The sequence below is a fragment of the Pseudoalteromonas sp. NSLLW218 genome (genome assembly GCF_015864775.1).
Classification (GTDB): domain Bacteria; phylum Pseudomonadota; class Gammaproteobacteria; order Enterobacterales; family Alteromonadaceae; genus Pseudoalteromonas.
Window position 1 is genome coordinate 149,433 of record NZ_JADYWO010000001.1, and the last position, 25,146, is coordinate 174,578.

Here is a 25,146-nt window from a genome sequence, read left to right on the forward strand (position 1 = left end):
AAGTTATGCGCTATTTTGAGTTATTTGCAATACCAGTTGACTACAATATTGATTTAGTAACAGTTAACAAGCACTACTTGGAATTACAACGTACTGTACATCCAGATCGCCACGCGAATGCGAGCAGCCGCGATAAGTTAATGGCTGTGCAAAGCGCCGCCGAAATTAACGATGCGCTACAAATATTAAAGCACCCAGTAAAGCGTGCTGAATATATGTTGAGTGAACTAGGTGTTGATATTCGTGCAGAGCAGCAAACCTTGCAAGATCCAATGTTTTTAATGCAGCAAATGGAACTTCGCGAAGAGCTTGAAGAGCTAACATCATCAAGCGATCCTGATACTGCGATTGCAAATTTTGAAAAACAAATTAAGCAACTAAACGCGCAGTACAGTGCGCAACTTGCCGAGCAACTAGCAAGTAACGATGAGCAGCAATATCAACTTGCCGCAGATAATATTCGTAAACTGAAGTTTGTTTATAAGTTGCGTGACGAACTAGAGCGCATTGAAGACAGTTTATTTGACGATTAATTACTTGCTGCAAAGCGAGCAACACGAGTTTAAAGAGCATTATGGCATTATTGCAAATTGCTGAGCCGGGGCAGAGCGCGGCACCACACGAACATAAACTAGCTATTGGTATTGACCTTGGTACAACTAATTCATTAGTTGCAACAGTACAAAGTGGCGAAGCCCGCACGTTAACTGATGATCTTGGCGCGGCTATGTTACCGTCGGTTGTTCGTTATCAAGCTGGCGGTATTACTGTTGGCGCAGAGGCTGCACAAGCAGCAACGCAAGATCCTGCTAATACACTTATTTCGGTTAAGCGTTTTTTAGGCAAAACTCAGGCTGAAATAGAGCAAAGTTATGGCCAATTACCGTATGAATTTTGTGAAGACAATGGTGCGCTAGCAATAGAAACTGCAGCTGGCAAAATCAGTCCAATTAAAGCATCAAGCCATATTTTAGCTGCATTAAGAGCACGTGCTGAGCAAAGTTTTGGCAACCAAGAAATTTTAGGGGCTGTAATCACAGTACCAGCGTACTTTGATGACGCACAGCGCCAAAGTACTAAAGATGCCGCAGAACTTGCTGGTATTAACGTACTACGTTTATTAAATGAGCCAACAGCAGCAGCTGTTGCTTATGGTTTAGATTCTGGCCAAGAAGGTATTATTGCTGTTTACGATTTAGGCGGTGGTACATTTGATATATCAGTACTTAGATTACACCAAGGTGTGTTTGAAGTAATGGCAACCGGTGGCGACTCTAGCCTCGGCGGCGATGACTTTGATTCGCTCCTTGTTGATTACTTTAAGCAGCAAACGGGTGTCTCAGCTTTATCACCTTCAGTTTTACGTTTATTCATCAATAAAGCAAAAGCATGTAAAGAGGCACTAAGCCAATACGCCAAAGTAAATGTGGGTCTTGAGTTTGCCGACCAAAAATACACCGTTGAAGTAACGCGCGAAACGTTTGACGAAATGGCTATGCCACTCGTAAAAAAAACGCTGCGTTCGTGTCGTCGTGCTGTAAAAGATGCTGGCATAGAAAACGACGAAGTACTGCAAGTTATTATGGTAGGCGGTTCAACTCGTATGCCACTGGTACGTAGCCAAGTACAAAGCTTTTTTGATAAAGAGCCACTGACTTCAATCGACCCAGATCGTGTAGTAGCACTAGGTGCTGCGCTTCAGGCTGATGTGTTAATTGGCAATAAGCCTGATTCTGACATGTTGTTACTTGATGTATTGCCGTTGTCGCTAGGCCTTGAAACTATGGGCGGTTTGGTTGAAAAAATCATTCCACGCAATACGACGATTCCGGTAGCACGCGCGCAAGAGTTTACAACGTTCAAAGACGGCCAAACAGCCATGTCATTACATGTGCTGCAAGGTGAACGTGAGCTTGTTGATGATTGTCGATCGCTTGCTAAGTTTAGCTTAAAAGGCATTCCACCAATGGCGGCAGGCGCTGCGCATATTCGTGTAACCTTTAAGGTAGATGCAGATGGTTTATTAAGTGTATCTGCAATGGAAAAATCAACAGGCGTACAAGCTGAAATTCAAGTTAAGCCTTCGTTTGGTTTATCTGACGACCAAGTAGCTAACATGCTAAAAGAGTCAATGAGTAACGCGAAAGGTGATATGCAAGCGCGTATGCTCAAAGAGCAACAAGTAGAAGCACTGCGTGTAATAGAAGCGCTTAATGCATCACTTGCAGCTGATGGTGCATTGCTTGATGATATGCAACTAGCTAACTTACGCACTGAAATTGCAGAACTGGTAAAAGTGCGCGAAAATGCACAAGAGCCTGGCGAAATTAAAGCAGCTATCGAAAAAGTCGATAATGCGAGTAGCGACTTTGCATCGCGCAGAATGGATGCATCAATTAAAAAAGCCCTTACAGGGCAGTCAGTAGACAACATTTAAGAGAGATTAGAATGCCACAAATTGTTTTTCTTCCACATCCTGAATTATGTCCTGACGGCGCTGCAATCGAAGCACCTACAGGCCAAACAGTACTCGACGCTGCGCTTAAAAATGGTATTAGCATTGCGCATGCTTGCGAAAAGTCGTGTGCATGTACTACGTGTCATTTAGTGATTCGTGAAGGATTTGATTCACTTGAAGAAAGTGATGAGCTAGAAGATGACATGCTAGATAAAGCATGGGGCTTAGAGCCTGAGTCACGTCTTGGTTGCCAAGCAATTATAAGAGATGAGGACTTGGTGGTTGAAATACCTAAGTACAATCTCAATATCGTTAATGAAGAGCACTAGTTTTTAACGATGTATATATTAAAAGCCGCTGTTTGATACAGCGGCTTTTTTGTTTGTATGCGTTCATTTTTGTAAGTGAGGTTTTATATCTCGCTTTATTTTGCATTAAAGCTGCATTAAAACCAAATTACATGAGCGCGAAGTAAATTCGCACCTACAAGTTTGGTATATGTATTGATGTAGGTGAGGTTTTATACCTCGCTATGTTGCATAAGCGCGAAATAAATTCGCACCTACAAGTTTGGCGTATGTGTTGATGTAGGTGAGGTTTTACACCTCGCTTGTTACTAAATTAACACGTACCTGTAATTTTTATACGTAGCCTTTAGGAGATCTATTTTGAATAATTTAACTTTCTCAGACTCATTTATTAACGGCGAATTTTATAAAACTGATACGCGCTTTAGCGTTAACGATCCCGCGACCGAAGAAAGTATTGTTGATGTAAGCGATATTGACGAGCAGGGTGTAAATAGCGCAATAACTGCAGCTCAAGGGGCTTTTGTTAAGTTAAAAACTACGAATGCGACCGAGCGAAGCGAAACGTTAATGCGCTGGTATGAGCTAGTTATAAAGCACAAACAAACTCTTGCAGAGCTAATGACCAAAGAGCAAGGCAAGCCGCTTAAAGAATCCCTTGGCGAAATTGATTACGGTGCTGGTTTTATCAAATGGTTTGCAGAAGAAGCCAAGCGCAGTTACGGTGATGTAATTCCGCCAACAGATAACTCGCATCGTTTAACTAGTTTTAAGCAGCCTGTAGGTGTTGTAGCGGGTATAACGCCGTGGAACTTCCCTGTTGCTATGGTTACTCGTAAAGTAGCTCCAGCTTACGCTGCGGGCTGTAGTTTTATACTTAAACCTTCTGAACACACGCCACTATGTGCTATTGCACTTGCTTATCTGGCCGATCAAGCTGGTTTTGTTAAAGGTGCATTTAACGTACTCGTATCACAAGATGCTAAAACAGTCGGTAAAATGCTGACTGATTCAGAAGTCGTGCGTAAGTTTACATTTACCGGCTCTACCGGTGTAGGTAAGCAGTTACTATCGCAATGTGCAGACACAATTAAACGTACATCAATGGAGCTCGGTGGTAATGCTCCTTTTATTATTTTTGATAATGCAGATTTAGATGAAGCAGTCGAAGGACTAATGGCGGCTAAATTTAGAAATAGTGGGCAGGCATGTGTTGCTGCAAACCGTATTTTTATACAGCGTAATATTCTCGATAAAGTACTTTCAAAAATCACCCCTAAGGTTGCAGCGTTAAAAGTGGCAAATGGTTTTGAAGACGATGTCGATATTGGTCCACTCATTTATCCTAAAGCCAAAGAGAAAGTACAACAGTTAGTACAAGACGCACTCGATAAAGGCGCTACGTTGATTGGCGATAATAGTGACTTAGGTGGCAGCTTTCAAAACCCATTAATAGTAAATAACGTAACTACCGAGATGGATATTTACCACGAAGAAGTATTTGGTCCAGTATTAACGGTTATTCCTTTTGATGAAGAAAGCGAAGTGCTTGCCTTGGCTAACGATGTACCATTTGGTCTAGCTGCTTATTTTTACAGCCAAAACATTAAGCAAGTCTACCGAGTTAGTGAGGGGCTGGAATTTGGTATGGTCGGCGTAAATGAAGGTGTTATATCCAACCCAGTTGCACCATTTGGTGGCGTTAAGCAATCAGGTTTAGGCCGCGAAGGCGGGCATCAAGGGCTTGATGAATACCTAGAAGAAAAATACGTGTGTATAAAGATATAGCTGTTTTTTAGAAGCGAATTTAATTGCGTTTTGGTTTATTTCAGAAATATGGCAGAAAAATGAACTTTTTCTTTTACGGTTGCTACATAAAGCGCTTAATGCTACCTTTATGACCATATTTTTTGTTAATAAAACAACACTAAAAAACAAATAAAAAGTAAAAGGATTTCTATAAGTAGAAATAACCCCGTGTGTAAATGCCACCGTAAGGTGGCATTTTTTTGTTTGAATAGTTTTGTTTGCAATAAAGCTTTTTAGATGGAAATGCGCTTTTATAGCTATTAACTTATAGGTGTGTAGCCTGGTAAGTTATCAAAATCTATCTCATCTAACTGCTCAGGATTTGCATACTCATTGATATAATTTTTATAAACTTGTGACTCAATAAAAATAGCAAAAATGTCAGCATCAAGATGGTTTTTAGCAACCATTGACCCCAAAATAAATAAACATTCACTGACCTGTTTTGCTTTTTTGTAAGGCCTGTCTACCGCAGACAGCGCTTCAAAAATATCCGTAATAGCCATTAACCTCGCAGGCACCGACATTTGCTCTTTGGTTAAACCTCTAGGGTAACCAGTACCGTCAAGTTTTTCATGATGACCTAAAGCATATTCAGTAACATTGCTTAAGTGTTTAGGGAACGGCAGGGCATCTAAAATATTTTTAGTTACATCCATGTGACGCTTCATTACTTCACGTTCGGCTTCGGTTAACGTGCCTCTTCGTATTGTTAAGTTTTCAACTTCATCAGCTGAGAGCAATGGTGTATTAATATCATTAATAACGAGTTGGTATTTGTTTGCAATGCGTTCAATGTGCTCAAGTTCTGCATCACCTAAAAACTCGCCCCCTACATTAACACGCTGTAATAATGCACGGTCTAATGCCAACTGTTTAAGTTCGGTATCAAGTAGTCGTTCAAATTGTTGAACTTCGATAGGTTTTTGCAGCTTCATCGCACAGATAATTTTTTGCTGATACGCTATTTTTAAATCTCGGCTAATTATTTCAAATTTAGCATCTACATATTTTATTCGATCAAAAATAGTTTCTAGTTTTGTCGACTTTTCCATAATGTGATCGGGAGTCGCGATTTTCCCACAGTCATGTAACCAGCCTGCTATATCAAGTTCATGGCGGTCAGCTTCACTCATCGAAAATGAAGCCAATGGGCCTTTATCTATATCATGGACTGCATCAGCTAACATTAATGTGAGCGCTGGCACTCGTTTACAATGGCCGCCGGTATGAGGTGATTTTTCATCTATTGCCATTGCAATTGTTTCAGCAAAGGTTGAAAAAAGATCTTCCATCCCCTTAATCAGTGTTGAGTTAGTTAATGAAATAGCGCCTAGAGAGGCAAAAGATCGAATTAAAGTGGCGAGTTCTTCACTAAAAGGAATATTTTTATTTTGCTCGTCTTTAACATTTATAAGCTGAATGACACCAATAATATCATCTTCATGATCTTTCAAGGGAATTGTTAGCATGGACTCAGAGCGATAGCCCGTGCGTGCATCCATTTTGCGAGCTGCGCTCATATCAAAGGGCAGGGCATCATACACGTCAGGAATATTAATCACTTCGCCAGAGTTCGCGGAGTGAGCAACAATAGCTGTTTCATTTGGTTTGCCATCAATAAAAAGATCAATATTAGGAAAATCAACAGGGCTCCCTAAAGTGCCACCTAAATAGAGATTCAATGATTTATTTATTACCGTTTCAAACTTGAGTTGTTTGTTTGGGGTAATAGAGTAAATGCTGCCAGCATCAGAATTTGCTATCGACATCACAACTTGCAGTATTTCATCAAGTAACTTAGACGAATTTTTTTCTGTTGTTAGCCTAATGCTAATATCGATAAAATGCTGAAGATTTGTTTTATCTATAATGTGCTGTCGCATATGTTTACTACTTTTTAGTATGTTTGAAGGCACCATTCCAATCCTTAGCGAGTGTTTGCAAATCAGTGCCCTTAATACGTTCGATAAAAATACTATAAACGTCAGAGCTAAATACGGTCGTGCTTTGTAGTTCTTTAAATAAGCTAAGTGCTTGTGGCCATTTTTTATTATAAAAAAGAGTTATGGCTTGCTGTGATTTTTCAACTTCATTTAACTGCTCTTCATCGAGCTTATCTATAAAATTTATAGGCTCAAACAACTGTACCGCCGTTGTTTTTCCGACAACTTGCACTTTATCTATTAAACGAAATGAAATATGAGGGCATTCCTTCATAGTCTCTTCTGTAACAAGAATAGCTACGCCGTAAAATTTGGTCAAGCTTTCTACTCTAGCACCTAAATTAACAGTATCACCAAGAACTGTATAGGCTTTACGGTAAACCGATCCCATATCACCTACATTCATGTCGCCAGTACTTAAGCCTATACCAATTTTTATTGCAGGCTGGCTGCTTTCTGCAAATAACTGATTTATTTGCGTTAACCCGTTTATCATAGCCATTGCGGCTTCAACAGCATGGCGAGCGTGGTTTTCATCTTTTAGTGGGGCGTTCCAAAATGCCATCACCATATCGCCTACGTACTTATCAATAGTTCCGTTATGATCAAATATGATTTTGGTAATAGCTGTAAGATATTCGTTTAAGTAGTCGCTTAATTGATGAGGTGACATACTTTCGGATAAAGAAGTGAAGCTACGGATGTCGGCAAATAGCACCGTCATATTTTTTCGCTCACTTTTTTGAGATAAACTTTTACCTTGTAATATCATTTGGTCTATACGCTCAGGAGGTACATATTGGTCAAACATCGATTTTATTTTTCGGCTGTGCTTCATCTCAGCGATAGATCCAACAATGATGTAGTAACCCGCTAATATAATGATGAGTAAAAGAGGCATTAATAAAGGTAAACTAATTTTTTGTACAGACCATAAATAAACGTTTGAAAATATAACAACACTTGTGACTATAAGAGACAAAATAATAATAAAACGTGCGCTTTTACCGTGGCTAAAAAACGACAATACGCTACCAGTTAATGCAATGATGAGTAAGCTTGCTCCCAGTGACCAATTAGGTTTAGATGGAAGTAGTTCTGGGTGCATTAACCCTTCAAATATGTTGGCATGTACTTCAACACCAGGGTACTGCAAACCAACAGGCGTTGATCTTAAATCAGCGAGCCCAATTGCCGATGTGCCAATAAACGCTACAGTGCCTTCTAATTCCTCTGAGCCAATTCGCTGAGTCAAAATATCGGTAGCCGAATAATAAGGAAAGCTATGCGCACGGCCTTTGTAAGGGATTAATACTTGCCCATACTCATCAGTTTGAATCCACTTATCTTGAAACTTTATACCTTCGAATAAGGTTATATCATTTAATATATTGGAACGGGTTTCTATGTTTTCAGCAAGGGTATACAGCCGAGCAACTTCAAGTGCTAAAGAAGGGTAGAGTGTATCGCCAACTCGATTTACAAGAGCTGCTTTACGTATAAAACCATCTTCATCGCTATGTGCATTAATAAAACCGGTACCCGTTGTCGCATTTTGCAGCTTAGGAATATTTACAATAGCACCAGGGAAGTGGTTTATTTGTGAATTAGTATGATCCGCATTTGCCCATACAACACTGCTTTTAGCTGGCAAGTTTTTATTTGTGAGTTGTTCATCAATTAATAAAAAACCAAGAACAGTATCATTTTTAGATAATGCGCTTGCTAGTTTTGAGTCTGCATCGACTTGTTTAGTAATTTCAGCAAAGGGAATAGTGTACTTTTTTGATAAATCGGGTATTTCGGACATGATTTTTGTAACAGGGTTTTCTTCCTGCTCAGAAAAAAATATATCGAATGCAATAACAATAACACCTGCATCAGTAAGCTTTGTAACAAGGTCAGCTACTTTTGAGCGACTCCAAGGAAAGCGCCCTTGTTCTTGCATACTCTTTTCGTCGATATCAATTATTACTACAGATTCATCAATGCGCCTAGGCGCCTCTGAAAGTGTTAGTAAAAGCCGAGAGTCGTATATTATACCTTCTACGCGGTTAACTAACTTTGCGAGCGACCCAGTTGAAAATAGCTCTATTGATGCGATTAATAATGTAATAACAGCGCCAATGAAAAAGTGCTTTGAAGTAATTGGTTTTAAGGAACTAATGAGTAACGCTCCTTGATAGGCTAAAAATCAAAAACTCGTCCTTCTCGACCACATTCAATCGTTACTTGTTTTGCGTAATTTGTTTGTAGGTATTTTTCTATAGCTGATAACTGCTCATCGGTTCTTGATGGGTCGTGGCTAATAATAACCACATTTTTAATACTCGCTTTTATAGCCAGCTCAGCAACCTGATCTATAGTGCTATGCCCCCAACCATGTTTAAGAGGCAAGTCTGCATCTATAAATTGAGCATCATGAATCAGTAAATCAGCGCCTTCAATAAAGTTGACCCATTCGCTAATGCTTGTTTTTGCTTTTTCTGGCGGGTTTAGCTCATTGTCGGTAACGTAAGCCACCTTTTTTTCATCCGCTTTAATACAATAAGCAGTACCACCACCTGGGTGATTTAGTGGAGCAGTCGAAACCAAAAAACCATTAAGTGTAAACTGCTTGTGAGACGATAAATCAGTATTAAGCGTAATGTTGGCAGGTAAATCTTGATAACACACCGGAAAGTACGAACCACTCATTTGCTTTAATATGGCATCTTGGCTTTTTTTATCATCAACGTTACCCACAGCAATAGTTATATCGCGATTGGGTTGGTATATAGGTTTAAAAAAAGGAAACCCTTGAATATGATCCCAATGATTATGTGTTAGCAAAATATTGATAGGGCTTTGTGTTTCTAATAAACGTGTACCGAGTTCTACAATACCGGTACCAGAGTCTAAAATAAGATCTTTGCCATTATTTTGTTCAATGTACACACATGAGGTATTTCCCCCAAAAATGTGGGTATTACTTCCAGCTGAAGCCATTGAGCCTCTAACACCAAAAAATTCAACTTTCATAATTTAAGGCTAAGCTCCATCTTCTTCAAAATTGAATTTAGAAATACTAACATTGTTAGAGTTAGTATCATTACAGGTGCTGCTTAGGACAACTTGAGTATCATTTTGCAAGATAATTGAAGTAAATACATGTGTGCTGGCACATTGGCTTGCTTCATAAAATCCGGCACCACTGGCTCCAAACGTATTATCTAAAGTACCGTTAGTTAAAATACGCGCTAACATTCCTTTATCGTTAGCCTTGCCTGCTAAAATAAGTTGATTGCTGCTATTGAGCGCTGCACCGCTTAGCTCAGTGTCACCACTTGATGCCAAGGTATATTCACCGACACCATTTAAAGCAAAGCTAGTATCAAGCGCACCCGTAACAAGCAACCTAATAACATTGGCTTTATTTGGCGAATCAATAAGGTTTGCTATTAAATATAACTTCCCGGTTGTGTCAGTTAAAATCTGCGCTATTTTATTGTCGGTATCTGTGGTTTCTTCACCTACATACTTAAAGACCTCAGTACCGTTTGAGCTTAGCTTCAATGCAATTAGCTTTGAAGTGCCACTTAATACTGATTTACCACCAATGAAAATATCTGCATTGTCGGTATGTACGCGGTTATAGTACTCAAAGGCTGAGCCTATGATACTTCCGCCAGTGCCAAAGTTAGGCTCGAGGGTGCCTTCTGGCGTTAACATTATAACGATTGGGCTAGGAGTACCGCTTGTTACGATTGATCCAACAGTAATAATGTTACCGCTATTATCAAGAGCGATATCTATTAGGTTTACCAATTCTGCGCCACTTACAGAGCTTGTGTATACACCGTCTGTTGCAAATGATGTGTCTAAATTACCAGACTGATCAACTTTAGCTACAAAACCCGCTTCACCATTTTCACTATTTTTAGAGCCTGCAATAACTAATTTACCGTCGCTTTGCTCGGTTAAAGCGATGCGTGAGTTACTCAAACCTATGGCAATTTCTTTATGGCCACTTTCGCTAAAGCCAGTATCGATATCACCCGCACTCGTAAAGCGTGTTAATACTAACTTAGTAATTGAGCCTGATTTAGCCGTTGATGCAAGAATATATTTCCCAGCATCAGGGCCATTGCTAAGCTGTAAAACGTGCATTGATTCATCGTTAGTTGCATCTACTGAATTAGTAAAGGTAAAGTGACCATTGGTCTCAAAGTTACTAAATAATGTGGCTTTATCGTCAATTGCTGCAATAAACGGTTTTGTATTTGAATCATCGTTAACACCTGCTACCCAAATAGTGTCATTAGAGTCGATAGCTAAAGTATTGGCAAATTGCTTACCACTTATACCATCAATTATATTAATGCCGGAGGTGCCATAGGCGCCATCTAAAGTACCTTCATCATTAATCCGTGCTGAAAATAATTTTTCTGAGGCTGATACGCCTGTAGTCCCCGAAAAACTAATACCATTGTTAATAGGTTCGTGTTTAATACCGGAAATTTTAGCGCCGCCATTACCATTTCCGCCATTACCATCAACATCGTAAATTGCTATACCAGCACTGCCAAAAGTGGTAATTAGTTCCCCATCTTCATTAATAGCTAATACTACGGCTTCTTTTTCACCGCTGGTTCTTGTTACATACCCACCGGCAAAGGCAGTAAATTCAGAATCAACAACTCCGCCTACCGCAAAAAGTTCGTCGTCTGTATTATTATCAGATATATCAATTGTTAGTGCAGCGCCACCATTAAAGTTATTGTCATTATCGCCATCAGATTTTAAATAACGAAGTAGAGAGTCTTTTGTTCCCTCTGCATTGGTAACACTCCCTACAACTAAGTAATCAGACTTATCAAAGTTCTTAACGGCAAAGCCTTCATCATCTCGATTAGCGCCGCTAACATCTACAATAGCTGGAGTAGAGTTCTCAAAATCTAAATCTGATTTTTTGTAATGTATCCATAGGCTATCGTTTTGAGTGCCGTCAAAGTGTTTGCCCACAGCCAGTAATTTATCGCCATCAATTTCAAGGTCATTAATAACGGTAGTACTATTAAGCGTTGTACATTGAATATCTGCGCCACTTTCATCGTCGTCGTCGTCATCATCGTCATCATCCGAACCAGTGCTTAACGTTCCAGCGAGATCCATTTTAAGTATACAAGCTTCATTATGGGTGCCATCAAAACTAGAATAGGCAATGAAAAGATCTGTACCGTCAGAAATAATAGCGGTGGCTTCTTCGTCTTGATCTAAATCGAGTATTTTAGTGCCGGTGTTATTAAAGGCAGTATTCATATCACCATTGTTTGAGTAAGAGACAATAAGAAGGTCTTTATCAGCATTGTTGGTAAAACCAACAAAATAAAGGTTGCCATTAAGCTCTATACTGTCTTTAAATTCGCCACCAGAAAAAATGTCTGAAAGATCAAGCTCTCCTGTAATTGGGCGGCCAAATGCCACATCTTCAGTTGGTATAAAAAGCTCAACTTCATCAGTAATATTAACGGTTATGTTAACGTTTGAACTTTCATTAGGGGTGCCATCATCAGTTATAGTGATATTTAAGATATATTGATTAGTTGTTTCAAAATCAAATGGGCTTTCACCTGCGGTTGATAAAACACCAGAGCTACTATTAATTTCAAATAAAGCAGTGTCACCGCCAGTTAAACTATAAGTTAAAGTCTGGTTCTCAATATCTGACGCGCTAACAGTTCCTATAATGTCACCATCTGTAGCGTTTTCATTAATACTAAAAATTTGAACTGACGCTACGGGGGCATCGTTAACGGCTGTTACGGTAATGGCTACTGTGGCTGTATTGGTTCCACCATTATTATCACTAACAGTATAAGTTACTGTGGCAAGTCCATTGATATTGGTTGCAGGTGTATATTGAATTTTATCGCCAATTATCGAGACCGAGCCAATATCAGCTGAGGCTGAAGCAATCACCAAGCTATCGCCATCAGAGTCAGTATCATTTGCTAATACGTTTATCAGTATTGGTGCAGCATCTTCAGCCATGGTCGCGGTATCGTTATTGGCAACAGGCGCATCGTTTACTGCAGTTATCGTAATAGTGAGTGTAGCAGTGTTCGTTCCACCATTATTATCACTAACAGTATAAGTTATAGTGGCGAGTCCATTTTCATTCGGTGCAGGGGTGTATTGAATTTGATTGCCAACTACTGAGACTGAGCCAATATCGGCTGAGGCTGAAGTGATTGCCAGGCTATCGCCATCTATATCTGAGTCATTTGCTAATACGTTTATCAGTATTGGTGCTGCATTTTCAGCCATGGTCGCGGTATCGTTATTGGCAATCGGTGCATCGTTCACTGCCGTTATCGTAATAGCGACCGTAGCGGTATTCGTTCCACCATTATTATCACTAACAGTATAAGTAACTGTTGCTAAGCCGTTGCTATCGGCTGCAGGTGTGTACTGAATTTGATTGCCAACTACTGAAACCGAACCAATATTAGCTGAGGCTGCACTTATTGTTAGGCTATCGCCGTCTTCATCTGAGTCATTTGCTAATACGTTTATTAATATTGGCGCTGCATCTTCAGCCATGGTCGCGGTATCATTATTAGCAACAGGTGCATCGTTCACTGCAGTTATCGTAATAGTAACCGTAGCGGTATTCGTTCCACCATTATTATCACTAACAGTATAAGTGACGGTTGCTAAGCCGTTGCTATCGGCTGCAGGTGCGTATTGAATTTGATTGCCAACCACTGAGACTGTGCCAATATCTGCCGAGGCTGCGCTGATCGTGAGGCTATCACCATCCACGTCTGAATCATTTGCTAATACGTTTATTAGTATTGGCGCAGCATCTTCAGCCATGGTAGCCAAGTCTGCGTTTGCAACTGGGGCATCGTTTACGGGAGTAATAGTGATAGTTAATGTTGTTGTACTTGTACCACCGCTACTATCACTTACAGTATAAGTAACTGTTGCTAAACCGTTGCTGTTAGTCTCAGGTGTGTATTGAATTTGATTGCTTATCACTGAGACCGAGCCAGTATCTGCCGAGACAGCGCTGATCATGAGGCTATCGCCATCCACGTCAGAGTCATTTGCTAATACGTTTATTAGTATTGGAGCAGCATCTTCATCAATTGTAGCTGAGTCAGCGTTTGCAATTGGAGTATCATTTATTGGTAGTATAGTAATTGTTAAGTTAGTAGTTGCAGTACCGCCGCTTCCATCACTTATTGTGTAGCTAATAATTGCTGTTCCATTTGTATTAGCAACAGGCGTGTATTGGATTTTATTATCAACAACAGATGCAGAGCCTATATCTGCAGTAGCAGCTGTTATTGCAAGAGTATCGCCATCAATATCGGAGTCGTTAGCTAATACGTTAACTAATACCGCAGGGCCATCTTCGTTCATCGTTACTGAATCAGCATTTGCAATAGGGGCATCATTAACGGGTGTAACTGTAATAGTCACACTAGCTGTTCTGTCGTTTATACCTTCATTACCAACACTATAGCCATCAGTAATGGTGTAAGTTAGTACTATCTCACCTGAAAAGTTGGCTGGTGGAGTAAACTGTATTTTTCCGGCAACAATAGTCGCCTCTCCAACAATATTTTGTATGTTAGAAATAGTAATTGTATCGCCATCTGCATCAGTGTCGTTAGCTAGCACATCTAATAGAGATGCAGAGCTGTCTTCACCTAACGTATATTGATCGTCATTGGCTTCTGGAAAAGTATTAACACCGCTTTCACTTAATGTTACTTGGGCTGTCGCGGTTAAGCCTTGCTCATTTGAAATTGAATAAGTAAAGCTGTCTACACCAATAAAACCTAAGTCTGGCTGGTAAGTAAACGAGCCATCAACTTTTAATGTAAGCTCGCCATTTTGAGTCGTATTAATTGCAGTAGTATTAACTGATAAATCGCCAGCCTCAATATTAAAATCGTTAACTAGTAGGCCATTTTGCGTAGTTACCTCAAATAGTTTATTTTTACTAAACTGATAGGCATCATTTTGTGCAACAGGGTTATCAGGTTCACTGTTTATTATTAAAGTTACTGTCGCTGTAGAAGTCGCTCCTAAAGCGTCAATAGCTTGATATTGAAATTGATCAACACCATTAAAATTTGCATCTGGTACATAACTAAAACTGCCATCAATTGCTAACAATAGTTGGCCATGTGTTGGTGCTACAATAAATGTTTCATCAACTGAAAAACTATCATTATTTGGATCAGTATCGTTACTAAGCACACCATTGGCTGCTGTAACCACAAGTGTTTCATCTTCGCTTAAACTATAGCTATCATTTTTTGTTACGGGGGCTACGTTAGTGTTTGAACTTACAATGGTTACATTTGCAATAGCCTGAGCACCTTGTGCATCAACAACTCTATACTGAAAGCTGTCTTCACCTTGCATGTTTTGCTCGCCTTGGTATTCAAAGCCACCATTATCAAAAAGAGTTAATTGTCCTCTTTTCGGTTCGTTAACAGGCGTTGTATCAACAGTTAAGTTATCTAAGTCTATATCGCTATCGTTAATAAGTAAGCCAGGCGATAGGACAACTAAGGCTCCATTGTTTGTAATGTTATAAGTATTATCAAGCGCAATAGGGGCGTCATTAACAGCTAAAATAGTTATCTCTACAACTGCGGTGTCTGTCATACCTAGCTCGTTAGCAACTTGATAGCTAAAGGCATCTTCACCATTAAAGTTTGCAATAGGGATATAAGTAAAATCCCCATTTTCATTTATATTAAGCGTGCCATGCTGCGGTAGAATTAAGGCATCAGCATTTACACGTAAATCGCCACTGTATTGATTTGTATCATTTGTTAATACGTTGCCTTGTAGAGTTTGATCTTCACTTATCTGAAACTGATCGGCATTAGCTTCTGGCGCAAATGCAAGCTCTCCACCCACTGGTGCTATATTTATTGTATTAGCAAAGCCACTTTCACCACTGCCATCAACACCGGTAATAAGTACTTGATAACTTTTATCTGTCAATGACTCGGTAATGCTCAATGCAGTATCTTGAATACTTAAAAATTGTTGCCCATTTTCTAACTCATTAATATTAGTAGATGAGACACCCGCTTGAGTTGCAATATAAACATTATAACGATTAAGTTCGGGGTTAGCTTGCCACGAAATATTAATATTATCTTCGTCTCGCTGAGCTGTAACCCCTTCAATTTGATATGGTTGCCAGTTAAAAGTAATTGCATCAGCAAGGACTTGGTTATCTAAAGTGTCAGTTATCCATATTTCTAGGCGTATCTCTCCTGGAGTTACCCCATAAAGCACAGGACTGAGGCCTATAATTGATTTTTCGTAGTCAAAACCACAATCAGAAGAACACAGTGATATGCTTTTATTTACGCTAGGGAGCACTAAATTAACTTCAGCAATGCCATCCGCATCCGAAGCTTCAAGTAAAAAAGAAACATTGCCTTGCACGGTTTCGTTTATTTGTGAAAAAACAATATTAGCGCGCGTATTGGCTATGCTTGATCCAACAACTCCTCTACTTGAAGTGACAGCACCTAAAACTTTTGTATTCTTGTTTTGATTACTTGCTATAACGCCAGCTAAATTTATATAGCTAGTCACTGTTGGCGTTAATACTTCAGCTGTAGGTGATTGTATAGTCTCTTGAGCAGGGCTTTCTTCTGAACCTCCACAAGCACTTAACAAAAACACCATAGAACCAAGCAAAAATATATTTTTTGCTGTCATTTTAAATACTCCATAATAAAAGCTTTGTATCCAATGTGTTTATGGTTCTAATTTAAAAGAACCGCTAGCATTTACATCAGGATTATTTATTTCGTTAAGATTAAAGTTGCCAGTAATGTTGTCTAAGTCATTCAAAAATATTGCCTCAACATCACCTTCGGCTTTATTGTTACCATGGGATGCAAATGTAACGGCTAGGTCAAGTTCGCTTAAATTTATTAAGCCGCTGTAGGCTGCATACCAATTTCCGTCGGCGTCATTAAAACTAATTTCGCCATCAGGCACTGTGCCATTATCAAAATCAACGGCCATAGTCATAGCAAAGTCAGTAACAGCACCCACACTCGAATTTACATTAAAGCTTGATGCTTCATAGTTAAATACACCTTGGCGCTGAGCTATCTGATCAACTAAAGACGCGCTGCTAACTGTTTGAAATTGTTGTTCAGAATATACATCCATAGCATCTGTATCTGTTTCAAAGGCATTTACTTCAACTTCAGTTGCAGCTACTTGCTCAGTTTCTTCTTCGTTGTCATCTTTAGGATCGATCGTTACAATATTTTGATCAAACACACGTGCCGCACGCGTCGTTTTTAATACTTCACCTGAAGCTGTAATTTGCGCAAACGAAAATGCTTCGTTATCACCCAAAGAAACTACGCTATTATTTTCTAAAGTTAGATCTATTGCGCCATCCCATACAGCTAAAAATACATTGCCTTCAACGAGCTGAACTTCAAAATGTGTTCCACGTATACCAATAGAGCCCACGGGAGTTTTAACACTATAAGAGCCGCCATTTTTTTTAATTACACCTGAAATAGAGCGTAAACCACCTTTAAGTAACTCAATAGAAGCAGAACCTTGTTGGGTATTAGCATCAAATTCGTAGTTAGCAATATTTAGTTCTGAATTTTCTTTTAAAGCGATTAAACCACCATCCGACATCGAAAACTGCGCTTTACTTTTCTCTCCAGTCGTAATGCGATCGACACCAAAAACGGTATCTCTGCGCTGCAACTGTCGTTGTTGTTCAGAGCTTCCATCAACCGCAAGTACTGAGCCTCGCGCTAAAATAGTTTTACCAGCAGGATCATTTGCTTGCGTATAAAAACTTACACACAGTAAAGTGGTAATTACAGGGAGTAAATGTTTCATAAATACCTTAAATTAAAATGAGTAAGAAGCGCTTAAATTGATATCTAAACGGTCATATTCGAATAAAGAAATATTACTGGATTTATCTTGATAGTTTGCAGCCAACTGTATTGCTAAATCACGATTAACTAAATAGCGAACAGTAGTCGAAAGCATAAAGAGGTTATCGGCACGTTCTTGTAAAAATAAAGGGTGATCTTCTTTATAATTAATCCATTGGTATCCAGCAAGAGACAACAACTGCCAATGTTGAGCCAGCTGAGTGTTTGCTTGGTAGTACAAGCTAGTAATATTTCGGCTATTAAATTCGCCTTCAGTAATATCGGCTTTTTCGTTTTTGGCGTTAACGCTTAAACTTTGAAACCATTGATTAGTTGCATAGCTAGCACCTGCATTTAATGTATAAAACGAATTATCGAGCTTTTCATCAAACCTATTATTCAAAACACCAGCAGTCGCAGAGCTAAATAAATTAACTTGTTTATTCAGCTTATAATTAGCACCTGCTGTTAAAGCTGATTCAGTACGATAAAGATCGCCATCAAGCAGTAATGGAGTCGTCGATACTTGTGCAAACCAACTTATGTCATTTTGTTTATATTGATAGGCAGCATTAATGTGCGCGTTTATACGATCGTATTGGCTGAGTTCTGCAAATTTGTACCACCCAGTGTTAACACTCAAAGTGATTAAACTTTTTTGATCTATAGGGTGGGAGTACTTTCCTCTATAATTTAGTCGCGCATAGTTGTCTTGCGTACTTTTACTTTCTGGCGATAATAAAAATTCACCAATGTTAGGAATTATAATTGTATCTTCTGCCGTACCCGCATTTACGTTGCCATCAACGCCAAGGGCAAGCTCAATATTTTGCTTATAAGAACGCCTAGCTTCTTGTTTTTTAAGTGTGGTTGTATCAAGTAACGACTGTGCTGAAGACTTTATGTTATTAGGTGTATTAGGTGAGTTAATCAGTATTAAAGCTTGTGTGTCAGCAGCAGGTAAATTATTAACTGTTAAATAAGCGCGCACTAAATACAAACGAGCTTGATACCACCTTGGGTTGTTTTCAACCACACGTTCAAAGGCAAATACAGCTGGCGCCGGATGTCCTGTTTTAAGGGCAGAGATCCCTAGTAAAAAATCGTATACGGGTTCACCCAGGTACTGGTATTCACTATTACTTTTTTGATAAGCCTGAGTATATTTTTTTTCAGAAACTAATTTTTGAAGTTCAATCAGTAGCTTATTATATTCATCATTGCTTTGAGCCAATGAGTTAAAGCTCATTACAGCTAAACAACTACACAGTAAATTTCTTAAAACCTGTTTAATCATGCTTAATTTTATATCCCAGTAGAAGTTTGATGTTTTGCATAAAAAGAGATGTATGTACTAGAAATTTAGCACTTTTTGTACTTAAGTACAGCCAATGTAATCACATTGGTTAAATAAATGTTATTTAATTTAGGCTAAATACTTGTTTAATAAATCTTCTAATTAAACTTATTAAAACAGAAGAGGTTGCTGATAGACTGCTTTAGCTTAAAATAGTAATTAATTTGGGTAACAAAGGTTAGATATTCTGTATAGGATATAAAAAGATAATTTAGGGAGATTATTGAAATATAAATAAAGGGTATTACTAGGAGAAAAAGTGGGGCGATTGACGGGGCTTGAACCCGCGACAACCGGAATCACAATCCGGGGCTCTACCAACTGAGCTACAACCGCCACTACACACACCTTGTTTGGTGTGGCGCGCATAATACATAAAATAATAAATGTTGTGAAGCCCAAAAGTGAAATAAATTAAAATAATTTAAACCATGCAAATGTAATCAGCGTTGGGCAACTAATATTTATCCATACCAGGGGATATATTTGGCACAGAATTACCCCTAAAAAATCGAATGAAGTTATGTTTAATAGTATTAATTCATTATTTCATGAGAATAAATTGTAAATTAATGTATAATAATGCTCGGAAAACGCTTAATAAAAAACATTTGGAGTAAATATGGATTCAGTACTTAATTGGCTTAACGAAAACTCAGGCCTAATCTTACATTATGGTATTCAAGCTGTTGTTGCGCTTGTTATCTTTTTAATTGGTAGTCGTGTTGCTAAGTTTTGTTCTAACTTAACTGAAAAAGGTTTTGCTAAGAAGAAAGTAGATAAGGCAGTTGGATCTTTTGTTGCTAGCATCGTGTTCACTCTTGTGTTCGCAGTAACCATATTAATGGCACTTTCGCAAATTGGCATTGAAACAACTTCGTTCATCGCTATTTTAGGTGCTGCAGGCTTAGCTGTTGGCTTAGCATTACAAGGTTCACTATCTAATTTTGCATCAGGCGTGCTAATTATTTTACTTCGTCCGTTTAAATCTGGTGACTTTGTAGAAGCTGGTAGTAAAATGGGTACTGTTAAGAAAATCGAAATATTTTCAACTGAGCTTCGTACTCCAGACAATAAAGTAATCATCGTACCAAACTCTCAAATAATGTCTGGTGCTATTACTAACTTCTCGCGAGAGTCTACTCGTCGTATCGATTTAGTTATTGGTGTTGGTTACGATGCTGATTTACGCCAAGCAAAAGAAGTACTAAAATCTGTATTAGATGCAGAAGCGCGCATACTAAAAGACCCAGCTTATACAGTAGCTGTATCTGAGCTAGGTGATTCTAGCGTAAACTTTGTTGTTCGCCCTTGGGTTAACGCTGCAGACTACTGGCCTACTTACTGGTCATTAATGGAAAATATTAAAATTGCATTAGATGATGCAGATATTGCCATCCCATTTCCACAAATGGATGTTCATTTACACAAGCAAGACTAATTTTAAATACCTATTAAATTAAGGTTCTTCTTAATTGTTGTAGCAGTAAAATTGCTTATAAAATTTTCATGTGGATTTTCTGCATGAAAATTTTTAATTTAATTAATAAGCTATTTAGCTTGCTCTAACAAGTAACGCTTTAATAAAATAGATATACATTTATACAAAGGTTATTTTTTAATGAAATTAAAGCTTTTATCAGTTTTAGTTGCAGCATCTGCTGCAACAAATGCATTCGCTGCAGACGCAGATCAAAAAACGTGGGAAGTTACCAGTGAACTTGGTGCTATTATCACTAGTGGTAATACCGAAACAACCACACTTAAAGGTGGTATCAAGGTACAACACAACCTTGAAAACTGGAACAACGAATACAAGCTAGACGGCATCTACAAAGAAGATGAAGTTGAAGATGCTGATGGCGACAAAAATAAGCAGCGCACTAACGAAAAGTACTCAATTTCTGCGCAAGGCAATTACAAATTAAATGAAGATCATTCTCATTTATTCATTTATGGTTCACACGTTTCAGATTATTTTGGAGCATATAGAAGTGAGTCGGTAATTTCTGCTGGTTACGGTTTACGTTTATTAAACGAAAAAACAATGTGGTTAAGTGCTGAAGTTGGTCCTGGTTATAAATATTTTGAATACCCAGATGACAGCACTGAAATAGATGATAACGGTAACTCTCTTGCTGGCGAGTTTGAAGGCGAAGTAATTGCATTAGGTAAGTTAGATTACAACTGGCAAATTTCTGAAAGTGCCCGTTTTACCCAATTAGTTGCTGTGGAGTACGGTGATACAAACACTAAAACTCGCTCAGAAACTGCATTGCTTGCAAAAATAAACGGCTCGCTACAAATGAAAGTAGCTTTTAATGTTACCAACAACTCAGACGTTGCTGATGATAAAGAAAGTACAGATACAGAAACGTCATTCACGTTGGTTTACAGTTTTTAACCAATGTAACTAAGTTAATGACACTAAAGTGACAAAAGGGACGAAAGTCCCTTTTTTATTTGCTCAAAATTAATGTATTATAGCCACCAATTTTGGTTGTAGACCTAGGGATATACCTACTCGTGAAAGTTTTTATACAATTTATTAGTGCTTTTATTCTACTTTGTAGCTTTAGTACTTTGGCTTTTACGCCAACAGCTTCTCAAATTGAGCAATTTAAAAAGCTGCCAAAAGCTCAGCAAGAAGCCCTAGCAAAACAATACGGTGTCGATGTATCAACGATCACTGGTACAAACCAATCTAATAATGAAAATAATACAGAGCAGAAAAGTACTGTTGGCGAGCGCGCAGAGCCAGAGAAAGAGCAGTTAACAGATGAAGAACGGTTCAAACCAAAAGCAGACGAATTAAAACCATATGGTTATGAGTTGTTTGCAGGTGAACCCACTACATTTATGCCAAGCGAAAATGCCGCAGTACCCGATACTTATATTGTAGGCCCTGGCGATCAATTAAAAATTAACTTTTATGGTAAAGAAAGTGACAGCTTTGAGGTCATAGTTGACCGTGAAGGACGTATTAGTATTCCTGATCTGAGCCCTGTAGAAGTGGCTGGTTTAACCTTTGCTGAAATTAAAGAACTAATAAAAGTAAAAGTAGAGCAGGAAGTTATTGGTGTAAAAGCCTTTATATCGCTTGGCCAACTTCGTAGCATGCGTATTTTAGTGCTAGGAGAAGCGTATAAGCCGGGTAGCTACAGTGTTTCTTCATTAACAACCGTTTCGCACGCATTATTCGTAAGCGGTGGCGTGTCTGACATTGCCTCTCTTCGTAATATTCAAGTTAAACGCGCAGGCAACGTAGTTGCAAACTTTGACCTTTACGACTTACTTATTAATGGCGATAGCAGTAACGATATCGTATTAAAGCCGGGCGATGCTGTATTTATTCCATCAGTTGGCGCTCAAGTAAGAGTTGAAGGTGCGGTTAAACGCCCAGCTATCTTTGAACTTAAAAAAGGTGAGTCTGCTAAGCAGTTATTAGCAATGGCTGGAGGCCTTAAACCAAATGCATATGCTAAAAGCGCAATTGTAGAGCGCTTTAACTTCGATCGTAAAGAAGTACTCTCGGTAGACTTTTCAAAATCGCAAATTAACTATATTCCACAAGATGGCGACCGTATTCGCTTTAATTCAGTTAGCTCGCAATATCAAAATTCGGTTAGTCTAATTGGTGCAGTAGCACGCCCAGGTAATTATCAATGGCACCAAGGTAAGCGTATTTCTGATGTACTTAAATCAGTACGTGGTGACTTACTACCGCAAGCAGATTTAAGCTACGGCCTCGTAATCCGCGAAATAAATATAAACGGCGATATAGAAGCGCATCAGTTCGATGTTGCTCAAGCGATTATTAATAACCCTGAAAATAATTTACAGCTTCAAGCAAATGACAAAATAGTTGTATTTAGTCGTTTTGAAGAAAAAGAAGCAGAGCAATCAGCCCTAGCAAATATGGCCCTTAGCCAAGAGCAACAAGAGCAGCAACAAAAAGCAGAGCAATGGCATAAGTTTGAGCAAAAAGAATTCGAAAAATATATTGGCGTTAATCAAGAAGACGAAGAGCTTGTTCTTGAAGACAATAAAATACTCACTATTGCTGAAATTTCTAAACGTAAAGCAAAAGAAGAGGAAGACCAAGAACTCAAACCTGAAGATTACGCATTATTTAGCCGCCATAACTTACTAGCGCCAATTATTGCTAAATTTAAGCAGCAAGCATCAGTGCAGCAAGCTATGCAATTAGTTGAGATTAGCGGAAACGTTACTTTTCCTGGTATTTATCCACTAATGATTGGTGGTGAAGTAAGTGATTTAATAACAGCAGCCGGTGGCCTTTTAGAGTCTGCCTACGTAAAACAAGCTGAAATTACACGTATTGTAGCGAGTGATGGTTCTAAAATAGAACACTTAAGATTTGACCTTGAAAGCGCCATGAAGGGCGACCTTCAAAGTAATATTACATTACAAAGCAAAGACAGCATCAACGTTTTTGCAATTCCAAATTGGCAAGAAAACGTAAAAATAGAATTAAAAGGCGAGCTTAAATTTCCGGGCACTTATACAATACGCCGAGGTGAAACGCTAACTGAATTACTTGAACGTGCCGGTGGTTTTTCACAATTTGCAGAGCAAAAAGCAGCTGTATTTACCCGTACGTCGATTAAAGAGCAAGAGGAAAAACAACTCGCACGCTTATCTACAGAGCTTCGCCGTGATATAGCTTCTAAGAGCTTCCAAAACTCTGTAAGCAGTAGCACACTTTCTTATGAAGAAATGAACAAACTATTAAACGACCTCGCTAGTGTAGAAGCCGTAGGACGATTAGTAATTGATTTACCTTTAATTGTAAATAATCAGCAAAACTTGGTACTACAAGATGGCGATACACTTTATGTACCAAGCAAGCGCGATTCAATCAGCGTAATTGGTGAAGTTAACTACTCAACATCACATCTGTATAAATCAGATGTTAGTGTTGACGATTATATAGCGCTAAGTGGTGGCCTTAAAGAGCGTGCCGCTGAAGACCGAATTTACATTATTAAAGCCAATGGTTCAGTGAAAATACCAAACACAGGTGGCTGGTTTGCAGCAAATAATGCTGATCAGTTAGAACCAGGCGACACAATAGTAATACCAATGGACGCAGGACACATGGACAAGCTAACGCTTTGGAGCACAGCAACGCAGATTCTTTATCAGCTTGGTGTGGCAGTTGCAGCGATTGGTAGTTTGTAAAAAGTTAAGCAATAAGTCTTCAGTGATGAAGACTTATATAATTTCAACCTACTCGCTATCGTTTATCGAATAGTTTGAAGAAGTTATATTAAAGGTCTTAAAATTTTTATGTCAAATGATATTAAAACAATTGAGCTGGATACTACTCCTCCTAAGCATGAAAAAAATCATAATGAGATTGATTTACGTGAAGTCTTTAATGTTATTTGGAAGGGAAAATGGACTGTTGCAATTATTACTGTATTAATGGCTATAAGCTCTGTTTATTATGCAATACAACAACCAAATATTTATAAATCGGAGGCTCTTTTAGCTCCAGCCGAAACTAAAAGTAGTGGTGGGCTATCAGGTATCGCTGGTCAATTCGGTGGTTTAGCAAGCCTTGCAGGGGTCAATTTAGGTAGTCAAAGTGCAAATAAAACACAGCTTGCGTTAGAAGTTTTAAAGTCAAGAATATTTACTAGTGAGTTTATAAAAAGACATGAAATATTACCTGATTTGATGGCTGTAAAATCATGGGAGCTAAGTAGTAATACTATAGAATACGATAAAGAACTTTATGACGATGAAAATGGGAAATGGCTGCGAGCCGTAAAGGCGCCTCGTAAACCAAAGCCTTCAATGCAAGAAGCTTATAAAGAGTTTATACAGATAGTTTCAACAAGTACTGATGTAGAAACAGGGATGGTAAAAATATCAGTAGAGCATGTTTCTCCTTTTATCGCTAAGCAATGGGTTAATTGGTTAATTCAAGATCTAAACGATGAAATGAAACAACGAGATGTTTTGGAAGCGAATAGAAGTACAGAGTTTTTGACTAAGCAATTAGAGGAAACAAAAATAGCTGATATTCGTAGCGTGTTATATAAATTAGTAGAAGAACAAGCAAAAACTATTATGTTTGCAAATGTACGGGATGAGTATGTTTTTAAAACTATCGATCCCGCACTAGTGTCTGAGGAAAAAAGTAAACCGAAAAGGGCTCTTATTGTGATGCTCGGTGTCACATTAGGTGGTTTACTAGGTATTATATTAGTACTTATAAGACATTTTTTTAAAAAATAACTAACTAATTTATATCTTATTTATTTTCTTAGTTTATTAGTAGTGG

The 25,146-nt window shown here is 38.5% G+C and carries 14 protein-coding genes and 1 tRNA gene; 8 read left to right on the top strand and 7 right to left on the bottom strand.

Annotated features, from left to right (window positions below; genetic code table 11):
* The first annotated feature begins 5 nt into the window (after positions 1-5).
* The 4 genes from hscB (at position 6) to I6E80_RS00640 (ending at position 4,554) form a co-directional block, all read left to right on the top strand.
* Complete coding sequence (gene hscB, locus I6E80_RS00625) at positions 6-533, top strand: co-chaperone HscB (RefSeq protein ID WP_024598032.1); 528 nt, start codon at positions 6-8, stop codon at positions 531-533.
* A 41-nt stretch (positions 534-574) separates the two neighbouring features.
* On the top strand, positions 575-2,437 hold the full coding sequence (hscA, locus tag I6E80_RS00630; RefSeq protein WP_197184521.1) for a Fe-S protein assembly chaperone HscA: 1,863 nt from the start codon (positions 575-577) through the stop codon (positions 2,435-2,437).
* 11 nt (positions 2,438-2,448) lie between these two features.
* Positions 2,449-2,787 (top strand): ISC system 2Fe-2S type ferredoxin, encoded by a 339-nt coding sequence (gene fdx, locus I6E80_RS00635; RefSeq protein WP_002958430.1) that lies wholly within the window; start codon positions 2,449-2,451, stop codon positions 2,785-2,787.
* Between the two features lie 339 nt (positions 2,788-3,126).
* Positions 3,127-4,554, top strand: coding sequence for an NAD-dependent succinate-semialdehyde dehydrogenase (locus I6E80_RS00640; RefSeq protein ID WP_197184522.1), 1,428 nt, complete (start codon positions 3,127-3,129; stop codon positions 4,552-4,554).
* A 281-nt stretch (positions 4,555-4,835) separates the two neighbouring features.
* Here the strand turns inward: I6E80_RS00640 and I6E80_RS00645 are convergent, their stop codons facing one another.
* The 7 genes from I6E80_RS00645 to I6E80_RS00675 all read right to left on the bottom strand — a co-directional run bounded on the left by I6E80_RS00645 (position 4,836) and on the right by I6E80_RS00675 (position 19,166).
* Positions 4,836-6,497: an HD domain-containing phosphohydrolase gene (locus tag I6E80_RS00645; RefSeq protein ID WP_197184523.1), complete on the bottom strand. Its 1,662-nt coding sequence runs from the start codon at positions 6,495-6,497 to the stop codon at positions 4,836-4,838.
* On the bottom strand, positions 6,469-8,688 hold the full coding sequence (locus tag I6E80_RS20590; protein WP_331459307.1) for an adenylate/guanylate cyclase domain-containing protein: 2,220 nt from the start codon (positions 8,686-8,688) through the stop codon (positions 6,469-6,471). Before I6E80_RS20590 ends, I6E80_RS00645 begins: the two co-directional genes overlap by 29 nt.
* A gap of 20 nt (positions 8,689-8,708) precedes the next feature.
* A complete protein-coding gene (locus tag I6E80_RS00655) occupies positions 8,709-9,542 on the bottom strand; it encodes an MBL fold metallo-hydrolase (RefSeq protein WP_197184524.1) in 834 nt (277 codons plus the stop codon).
* Positions 9,543-9,551: 9 nt separating this feature from the next.
* Positions 9,552-16,271, bottom strand: a complete 6,720-nt coding sequence (locus I6E80_RS00660; protein WP_197184525.1) for an Ig-like domain-containing protein — start codon at positions 16,269-16,271, stop codon at positions 9,552-9,554.
* A 39-nt stretch (positions 16,272-16,310) separates the two neighbouring features.
* Positions 16,311-17,432 carry a FecR domain-containing protein gene (locus tag I6E80_RS00665; protein WP_197184526.1) on the bottom strand — a complete coding sequence of 374 codons (1,122 nt, stop codon included), beginning with the start codon at positions 17,430-17,432 and terminating at the stop codon, positions 16,311-16,313.
* Between the two features lie 12 nt (positions 17,433-17,444).
* A complete protein-coding gene (locus I6E80_RS00670; protein WP_170072618.1) occupies positions 17,445-18,770 on the bottom strand; it encodes a surface lipoprotein assembly modifier in 1,326 nt (441 codons plus the stop codon).
* 320 nt (positions 18,771-19,090) lie between these two features.
* A tRNA-His gene (locus tag I6E80_RS00675) sits at positions 19,091-19,166 on the bottom strand.
* A 286-nt stretch (positions 19,167-19,452) separates the two neighbouring features.
* Here I6E80_RS00675 and I6E80_RS00680 point away from each other — a divergent pair.
* The 4 genes from I6E80_RS00680 to I6E80_RS00695 all read left to right on the top strand — a co-directional run bounded on the left by I6E80_RS00680 (position 19,453) and on the right by I6E80_RS00695 (position 25,100).
* Complete coding sequence (locus tag I6E80_RS00680) at positions 19,453-20,271, top strand: mechanosensitive ion channel family protein (protein WP_197184527.1); 819 nt, start codon at positions 19,453-19,455, stop codon at positions 20,269-20,271.
* 180 nt (positions 20,272-20,451) lie between these two features.
* Positions 20,452-21,234, top strand: a complete 783-nt coding sequence (locus I6E80_RS00685) for a YdiY family protein (RefSeq protein ID WP_024597834.1) — start codon at positions 20,452-20,454, stop codon at positions 21,232-21,234.
* Between the two features lie 122 nt (positions 21,235-21,356).
* Positions 21,357-24,035, top strand: coding sequence for an SLBB domain-containing protein (locus I6E80_RS00690; protein WP_197184528.1), 2,679 nt, complete (start codon positions 21,357-21,359; stop codon positions 24,033-24,035).
* A gap of 108 nt (positions 24,036-24,143) precedes the next feature.
* Complete coding sequence (locus tag I6E80_RS00695; RefSeq protein WP_165744767.1) at positions 24,144-25,100, top strand: Wzz/FepE/Etk N-terminal domain-containing protein; 957 nt, start codon at positions 24,144-24,146, stop codon at positions 25,098-25,100.
* Positions 25,101-25,146 lie beyond the last annotated feature (46 nt).